The following is a 7,462-nucleotide window of genomic DNA, read 5'->3' as shown; positions in this document are numbered from 1 at the left end:
AGGGGTTACTATATATTGAATAATTTGCCCTGGAAACATCGGTCGGTCTGCACCAGATAGTATGTTAAACCCCATATAATCTGGTGTGATGATTTTTAAATTCCCAGGACTTGACAAAAAGTCCCAAGCAGTGGTTATTGAAATAGGTAAATTTTGTTTGCTGTGAAGTGTATATACTTTCATATTGAATTGATTCGAAATACAAAAGTAGTATTATATTTGTTTAGAAATTGTAAATATTAGTTAAACAATAGTGATTCTATTTAGGGTTTTATTAACACAAAAGAGATGGATAAATAAGTATATTGGTGGCATTATTAACACATAAAAAACCAATCAAAATGAAAAAGATTACACTTTTAATAACCGTGTTGTTTGCTGGATTTCTATCTTATGCACAGGTAAACACCCCAGCTGCAAGTCCGTTCTCAAAAATGGAACAAATGGTGGGCTTAACTGAAGTTACAATTGAATACTCTAGGCCCAGTATGAAAGGAAGAACTATTTTTGGGGACTTAGTACCCTATGATAAATTATGGCGTACAGGAGCTAATGCCCGCACCAAGATTTCTTTCAACAATGATATTACTATCAATGGTAAGGATCTTTCAAAAGGTACTTATGCGATTTTTACGATTCCGGGAGCAACTAAATGGGATGTCATTTTATATACTGAACATCAAGGAAATGGGGCGCCAAGAGAACTGGATGATAGTAAAGTGGCTGCCCGTTTTTCGGTAACACCTATTACCACAACCATGGCAAGGGAAACATTTACCATTGAAATAGGGAATCTTTCAAATGCAGGAGCAACACTTTTTATGTTCTGGGATAAAGTAATGGTCCCTGTGAATTTTACAGTTCCAACTGACCAGCAAGTTATGGCAAGCATTGAGCGAGCAATGGGAGGACCTTCTGCCGGAGACTATTATGCAGCAGCAGTCTATTACTATGATGAAGGAAAAGACATGTCTAAAGCTAAGGCCTGGATAGATAAAGCAATGGCTGGTAATGATAATCCGCCCTTTTGGCAATTGCGTCAAAAATCATTGATTTATGCAAAGGCAGGAGATAAAAAAGGAGCCATTGCAGCCGCACAAAAATCGTTGGCAGCTGCTCAAAAAGCAGGAAATGCCGATTATGTAAAAATGAATCAAGACTCTCTTAAAGAATGGGGGGCTAATTAACTCTTAAAAAGTAATAACAGTAAACTCCTGATGAAAATCAGGAGTTTTTGTTTTATTTTCTTACATTTGTTTGTCCCCAAATATCCCCGGAATGCGCAACATTACATTTACGTTATTATTATTCCCATTTATTTTTTTTTCACAGATTCCTGAATACTATAGCACTGTAGATTTCAGTCTTTCAGGCGATGACTTAAAAGATCAACTCACACTTCTCATTGATCAAACCCATATTGTAGACTTGGAATATACGCCTGGGGTTTGGGATGTTTTAAAACAATCAGATTTAAATCCGGAAGACGAAGATACGGTGTTGCTTATTTATGGTTACAATGATACTGATTCTAAATTGCAAAATGACAGAAGTAGAGATGTAAATCTATCTTGTCACACTTCGGGTTGTATCGGTTTATGGAACAGGGAACATGTGTTTCCAAAATCACTTGGCACACCAAATTTAGGCACTGAGTTTGCAGGAGCTGATGCTCATAGTTTACGACCGGCTGACAGTCAGATGAATAGTTCCAGAGGAAATAAAGTATTTGAAGACGGTTCAGGCAATGCCACAATTACATCCAACGGTAACTTTTATCCTGGTGACGAATGGAAAGGTGATGTAGCTAGGATGATGATGTATATGTATGTAAGATACCCAAGTCAATGCCAGGCAACTGCTGTTGGAATAGGAGCAACTTCTTATTCAGATTTTGGCGATATGCCAGATATTTTTCTTGAGTGGAATTCTGAAGATCCTGTTTCTGAATTTGAGATTACCCGTAACAACATCGTTGCAGCAGCTCAGGGAAATAGAAACCCATTTATAGACAACCCATATATTGCTACTAGATTATGGAACGGTCCTGAAGCAGAGGATACCTGGAATGTTTTAGATATCAATATACAAGAAGAACTTACTACTTTTATTTATCCTACAGTGACCAGAGATTGTGTAACTATTCACAACTATGTTGAGCAAGATCAACTGCTGTCAATTTATACTGTGACAGGAACACAAGTTACTGCACAAATAGATAACAATCAAGTTTGTCTGGAAGATTTGGCTTCAGGTATGTATTTTATTTCTTTACAGAGTGTTTCAAATCAACAGACATTTAAAGTACTGAAACGTTAGTTTTGTATAACTCCAATTTTTATTGTTTTTTTTCAACACCCAGTATGTTTAGGTTCAGCAAGTAGCGGTAATCCATTAGGATTTTCAAATAAGCCGATGTTTTGTCCCTAAACACTTATATAATCTCCAAACACCCAAACTTCCTTTTGGTTTTCAGAACATAAAAAATGCTCCACAAGATAAATGTGAAGCATTTAAAGTTTGCGGAGAAAGAGGGATTCGAACCCCCGGAGGTGTGACCCTCAACAGTTTTCAAGACTGCCGCATTCGACCGCTCTGCCATTTCTCCTAAGCGGTTGCAAATATAAAATCCTTTTTTTGTTTACTAAAGCTTTTTTGATAGTATTTTTAAAAAGATTTTATTTTTATTTTTTTTTATTTTAATAACCACTTTTCTTTAATGTGATTGTTATTTTTGTTCCAAATGAAAACTATGACTTCTTCAATTATTAATGACTTGCAATGGCGATATGCAACGAAAAAGTTTGATGCCGGTAAAATAGTACCTAAAGAAAAGATTGAAATCCTTAAAAACGCTTTTAATCTTACAGCTACATCCTATGGTTTACAACCCATTAAACTTATGGTTATTGAAAATCCTACGATAAAAAAAGAACTCATTGAATTCTCCATGCATCAAAAGCAAGTGCAAGAGGCGTCTCACTTGCTGGTTTTTTGTGTAGTTATAGAAATTGATGCCGATTATGTTTCACGTTATTTTGAAATGGTTGAAAAAACCAGGGGTACTTCAAGTACAATACTCGCTCCTTTTAGAGATATTTTAATTGATGAGTTCAATCAAAAACGTGACGAAGAAGTGTTTCACTGGTCTAAAAATCAAGCATATCTAGCAATGGGTAATTTGCTCACAGTGTGTGCCGTAGAAAAAATAGATGCCTGCCCCATAGAAGGCTTTAGTCCTGAAGATTATGACCGGCATTTAAACTTAACAGAACAAGGTCTCCGTTCAGTACTCATAATGCCTGTAGGCTATCGTTCAGAAGATGATTTTTTTTCTGACTTTAAGAAAGTAAGAAAACCTGTTGAGGAGATTATCATTGAAATAAAATAGTAACCAATAAAAATAACTATGCCCGGATTTGAACTATTTGGAAATGAAGAACGAAAAGAAGTTAATGATGTTCTAGAAAGTGGTGTCTTAATGCGATACGGATTTGACGGCATACGCAACGGCCATTGGAAAGCCAAAGAATTTGAAACTGCATTTGCTAACCGTATGGGTTCAGCCCATTGCCAGCTGGTTTCAAGTGGTACTGCAGCACTTACAGTATCGCTTGCTGCTGCAGGAGTGGGAGCAGGTGATGAGGTAATTATGCCAAACTTTACATTTGTTGCAAGTTTTGAATCTATTATGATGTTGGGTGCAGTTCCGGTTTTAGTTGATATTGACGATACTTTAACTCTTGATCCAAAAGCTGTTATAAAAGCAATTACGCCCAGAACAAAATGTGTAATGCCTGTACATATGTGTGGCTCTATGGCTAATTTAAGAGCATTAAAAACTATTTGTAATCAACACCAACTTTTATTGATAGAAGATGCCTGTCAGGCAATTGGTGGAAGCTATGAGGGAAAACCGTTAGGCTCTTATGGTGATTTGGGGTGCTTTTCATTTGATTATGTAAAAACAATTACCTGCGGTGAGGGAGGAGCTGTCATTACCAACAATACTAAATTTGCAGCACAGGCCAATCAATTTCAGGATCATGGCCACGATCATTTTGGCACAGACAGAGGGGCAGAAACCCACCCTCATTTGGGGTATAACTTTAGGATTTCTGAGCTCAATGCAGCTGTGGGTATTGCGCAATTGCGAAAACTTGATAATTTCCTTGAAATCCAAAAACGCAACTACACCCTTATACGGGAAGCTTTATCAAAAATTAAGGAGATCACTTTCAGGAAGGTTCCTGAAAGTGGTGTTGAAAACTATTCTTTCATCAGTTTCTTTTTACCCAATCAAGACATCGCTGAAAAAGCCCATAAGGCTTTGAGCGAACAAGGGGTTGATGCGTGTTTTTACTGGTTTAAAAACAACTGGCATTACATCAATGGATGGGAGCATTTGAAGGATCTAACATCTTTAGGCAAACTGCCGGAAGAAATTTGTTTACAAATGCAGAATTTGAATACAACTAATTTCTCACAGAGTGACGCCATTATGGGTAGAACGATTTCATCATTAGTTAAGTTAAGCTGGACAGATGAACAAGTAAAAAAGCGAGCTGAAGCAATGGTAAAAGCAATTCAATCGGTTCTTTAATAATTGACGTATTCAGTAATCTCAAGTCCGTAACCAATCATTCCAACACGTTTGGTTTGCCTGGTGTTTGACATTAATTTGATTTTATGAATCCCTAGATCGTGTAGTATTTGGGCACCTATGCCAAAATCTTTCGAGTCCATTTTGATTTGTGGTGCTTTGGCCACAGTGTCTTTGGTTTGTAGTTTTCTCAATTCGCTTAGGCGATTTAAAATGTTTAATGACTGGCTTTGCTGATTGATGAAGACGATGGCACCTTTTTCTTCATTGTTAAGTACCTTAAACATATCATCTAGTTTTTTGTCCGTGTTGTTGGTAAGGGTGCTTAAAATGTCATAGTTGACCAATGTGGAGTTAACTCTTACCAACACAGGTTCATTTGATTTCCATGACCCTTTACTTAATGCCAGGTGAATCTGATCGTTAGTTGTTTGTTTATAGGCTCTAAGGCGAAAGGCTCCAAAGTTTGTTAAGATTTCAAAATCCTCCTTTTTTTCTATCAGAGAGTCGTGTTGCATTCTGTAAGCTACCAGGTCTTCAATTGAAACGAGTCTTAAATCAAATTTTTGTGCTATTTTATGAAGTTGTGGTAGCCTGGCCATAGTACCGTCTTCGTTCATTATTTCTACAATCACCCCGGCAGGTTGTAAACCGGCAAGGCGTGCAAAATCGATGGCTGCTTCAGTATGCCCCGTACGTCTTAAAACTCCTCCTTCTTTAGCTTTGAGAGGAAAAATATGACCCGGTCTGTTTAAATCCCTGGGTTTGATATTTTCATTAATAAGTGAAAGAATAGTTTTGGCTCTATCTGCCGCGGATATTCCCGTGGTAACACCGTTGCCTTTTAAATCTACTGAAATGGTAAAAGCTGTTTCCAGTGGGTCTGTATTGACACCCACCATCATATTTAAATCAAGCTCTTTGCAGCGCGATTCAGTGATGGGAGCACAAATGAGTCCGCGACCATGAGTAGCCATAAAGTTAATCATTTCCGGGGTGACCTTTTCTGCAGCTGCCAGAAAGTCGCCTTCGTTTTCACGATCCTGGTCATCAACCACAATAATTACTTTTCCTTTTTTGATGTCTTCAATGGCTTCCTCTATGGAATTTAGCTTGATTGCAGTTTTATTCACGTGTGTAGAATTTATTACTGATAGACGAGTTGCAAAGGTATATAAAGTAATTATTTTTGGCTCTTAATTTTAAAAAGTTTCTTAAAGAACCGATTGATAGGATCTGTAATTGAACTGATATCAAAAATTCCCTGATCAGTAGTAGCTCTGTAGGTTAGCCAGATTCCTAAGGGGAGCATGATTAGAGTAGACAACCAGGAACCAACAAAAGGAAGTAGCTTTCCGTTTTCGGCACTGTTTTTTGCAAAAATTCCCAAAAAGTGATAAGTCAAAAAGATTGTGATTGCCACTACCATGGGTAATCCCATTCCTCCTTTTCTAATGATTGCTCCCAGTGGTGCTCCCACAAAAAACAAAATAATACATCCAAAGGCAATTACATACTTATCGTGCAAAGCAATTTCATACTTATTAAGCCTTTTTTGTTTATTTTGAAAATCAATTTTTTTGGCATTGATAGTTTGTACAGCACCATTTACATTTGAGATTGCCAGTTCCAGAATTTGTCTTTGCTCAACATCATTGTAAACGTCCATAATGTTTTCAACCGGTCTCAAATCACTTGTTTCTGGTTTAAAGTTACTTGTAATGGTTGTGATTCCACTTCTTACCTTGATATCCTCAGGGAATTTTTTCACATCCTGATTAAATTTTTCCGAAAGGGAATCAATCTCTTTATTTAACTCACTTATTCGATACATTTTTTCATTGGAAAGCTCCTGTTCTTCATCAAGGTCAATGTTGTTGATTTCACTTAAATCAATATTGATGGTATAAACATCGAAGTAGCTTTTGGCAAATGGTTTATCGTTTGATTTTTGAGGGTTTTTGGAAACGATTTCATCATAATAATTGCCATCTTTTAAAATCAATGAAAGTGTATTTGAGCCTTCTTCGCTGGTCAATTCGCCTTCATTAGCTTTGATTACCGTATAGTTTCCGGCACGGTTTGGGTTTTTCTTATGAATGATAATATCATCAAGAAACTGTCCGCGATCGCCACTTTTTTTAGCTACTTTTATGGTGATGTCTCCTACTTCACTAAACTGACCTTCTGCGATGGCAACGGCTGGTTTTAGTTGGGCGATGTTTCTTCTCAGGTTTAAAGATTTATATTCAGACCAAGGGATTACATTATTTGCGAAATAAAAAGCGGTCCCGCTTAGAATTAAAATAAAAACCATTAAACTTCTCATGGCTCTTTGCAGTGATATTCCTGTTGATTTCATAGCTGCAAACTCATATTTTTCGGCAAAGTTTCCGAAAACCATGATGGAAGCCACCAGGATTGTTAAAGGTAAAACCAGCGGAATTAGTTTTGGTGAAAAATATAGCAAAAACCTAAAGATGATATCTAGGTCAAGGTCTTTTCCTGCCAGTTCTGAAATGTAAAGCCAAATGGTTTGCAGTACAAAAATAAACATCAGTATAAAGAAAACACTGATGAAGGTTTTTAAATAGGAAACAAGTATGTATCTATCCAGTATTTTCAAGGCCCTTAGTCCAGTTTATTGATGTAGTAGTTTTTGTATTTTTGAGAATCAAAGGTAAATAATGAGTTCGGCAGGGGCTGATTGGTTTTGAACGAATTTATTGTGATTGTAATTTCAGTACCGTTATCCTGTCGTTGAATTAGTTTGTAAATGTGTTTTGTTTGTGAATCAATGCCTAAAAGTATGTCTTTAATCTCTGAGTTACTTTTGATAGGTTTTAAAAGGATGTATTG

The 7,462-nt window shown here is 36.7% G+C and carries 7 protein-coding genes, 1 tRNA gene and 1 pseudogene; 4 read left to right on the top strand and 5 right to left on the bottom strand.

What is annotated here, in order from left to right; all coding sequences use genetic code 11:
• Positions 1-183, bottom strand: a pseudogene (locus tag AACY61_RS06075) (cell division inhibitor); the annotation flags it as partial.
• 158 nt (positions 184-341) lie between these two features.
• On the opposite strand from AACY61_RS06075, the gene AACY61_RS06070 reads away from it, so the two are divergent.
• Entirely contained in the window at positions 342-1,187 is an 846-nt protein-coding gene (locus tag AACY61_RS06070) for a DUF2911 domain-containing protein (protein WP_339610690.1), read from the top strand.
• Between the two features lie 91 nt (positions 1,188-1,278).
• Positions 1,279-2,319, top strand: a complete 1,041-nt coding sequence (locus tag AACY61_RS06065) for an endonuclease (protein WP_339610689.1) — start codon at positions 1,279-1,281, stop codon at positions 2,317-2,319.
• Positions 2,320-2,523: 204 nt separating this feature from the next.
• On the opposite strand, the gene AACY61_RS06060 is transcribed toward AACY61_RS06065, so the two are convergent.
• Positions 2,524-2,608 (bottom strand) — tRNA-Ser (locus AACY61_RS06060).
• A gap of 144 nt (positions 2,609-2,752) precedes the next feature.
• Here AACY61_RS06060 and AACY61_RS06055 point away from each other — a divergent pair.
• Both AACY61_RS06055 and AACY61_RS06050 read left to right on the top strand, forming a co-directional pair.
• The gene (locus tag AACY61_RS06055) at positions 2,753-3,391 is read left to right on the top strand and encodes an NAD(P)H-dependent oxidoreductase (RefSeq protein ID WP_339610688.1); all 639 of its coding nucleotides are present in this window, start codon (positions 2,753-2,755) and stop codon (positions 3,389-3,391) included.
• Positions 3,392-3,409: 18 nt separating this feature from the next.
• The gene (locus AACY61_RS06050) at positions 3,410-4,603 is read left to right on the top strand and encodes a DegT/DnrJ/EryC1/StrS family aminotransferase (RefSeq protein ID WP_339610687.1); all 1,194 of its coding nucleotides are present in this window, start codon (positions 3,410-3,412) and stop codon (positions 4,601-4,603) included.
• Here the strand turns inward: AACY61_RS06050 and ribB are convergent.
• The 3 genes from ribB to AACY61_RS06035 form a co-directional block, all read right to left on the bottom strand.
• Complete coding sequence (ribB, locus tag AACY61_RS06045; protein ID WP_339610686.1) at positions 4,600-5,736, bottom strand: 3,4-dihydroxy-2-butanone-4-phosphate synthase; 1,137 nt, start codon at positions 5,734-5,736, stop codon at positions 4,600-4,602. The genes AACY61_RS06050 and ribB overlap by 4 nt on opposite strands.
• Positions 5,737-5,786: 50 nt before the next feature.
• Positions 5,787-7,229, bottom strand: coding sequence for an LptF/LptG family permease (locus AACY61_RS06040; RefSeq protein WP_339610685.1), 1,443 nt, complete (start codon positions 7,227-7,229; stop codon positions 5,787-5,789).
• 5 nt (positions 7,230-7,234) lie between these two features.
• A partial coding sequence (locus AACY61_RS06035) for an outer-membrane lipoprotein carrier protein LolA (RefSeq protein WP_339610684.1) occupies positions 7,235-7,462 on the bottom strand: 228 nt, incomplete at its 5' end.

This window comes from uncultured Planktosalinus sp. (genome assembly GCF_963973675.1).
Classification (GTDB): Bacteria; Bacteroidota; Bacteroidia; order Flavobacteriales; family Flavobacteriaceae; genus Planktosalinus.
The sequence above is the reverse complement of the archived record's forward strand: the minus strand, read 5'-3'. Positions and strand labels throughout refer to the sequence as shown.

What these genes read in the sequence shown, in the direction of transcription:
- AACY61_RS06065 (WP_339610689.1), top strand. Translation starts at nt 1,279, where the DNA reads ATGCGCAACATTACATTTACGTTATTATTATTCCCATTTATTTTTTTT.
- AACY61_RS06050 (WP_339610687.1), top strand. Translation starts at nt 3,410, where the DNA reads ATGCCCGGATTTGAACTATTTGGAAATGAAGAACGAAAAGAAGTTAAT.
- AACY61_RS06055 (WP_339610688.1), top strand. Translation starts at nt 2,753, where the DNA reads ATGACTTCTTCAATTATTAATGACTTGCAATGGCGATATGCAACGAAA.
- AACY61_RS06070 (WP_339610690.1), top strand. Translation starts at nt 342, where the DNA reads ATGAAAAAGATTACACTTTTAATAACCGTGTTGTTTGCTGGATTTCTA.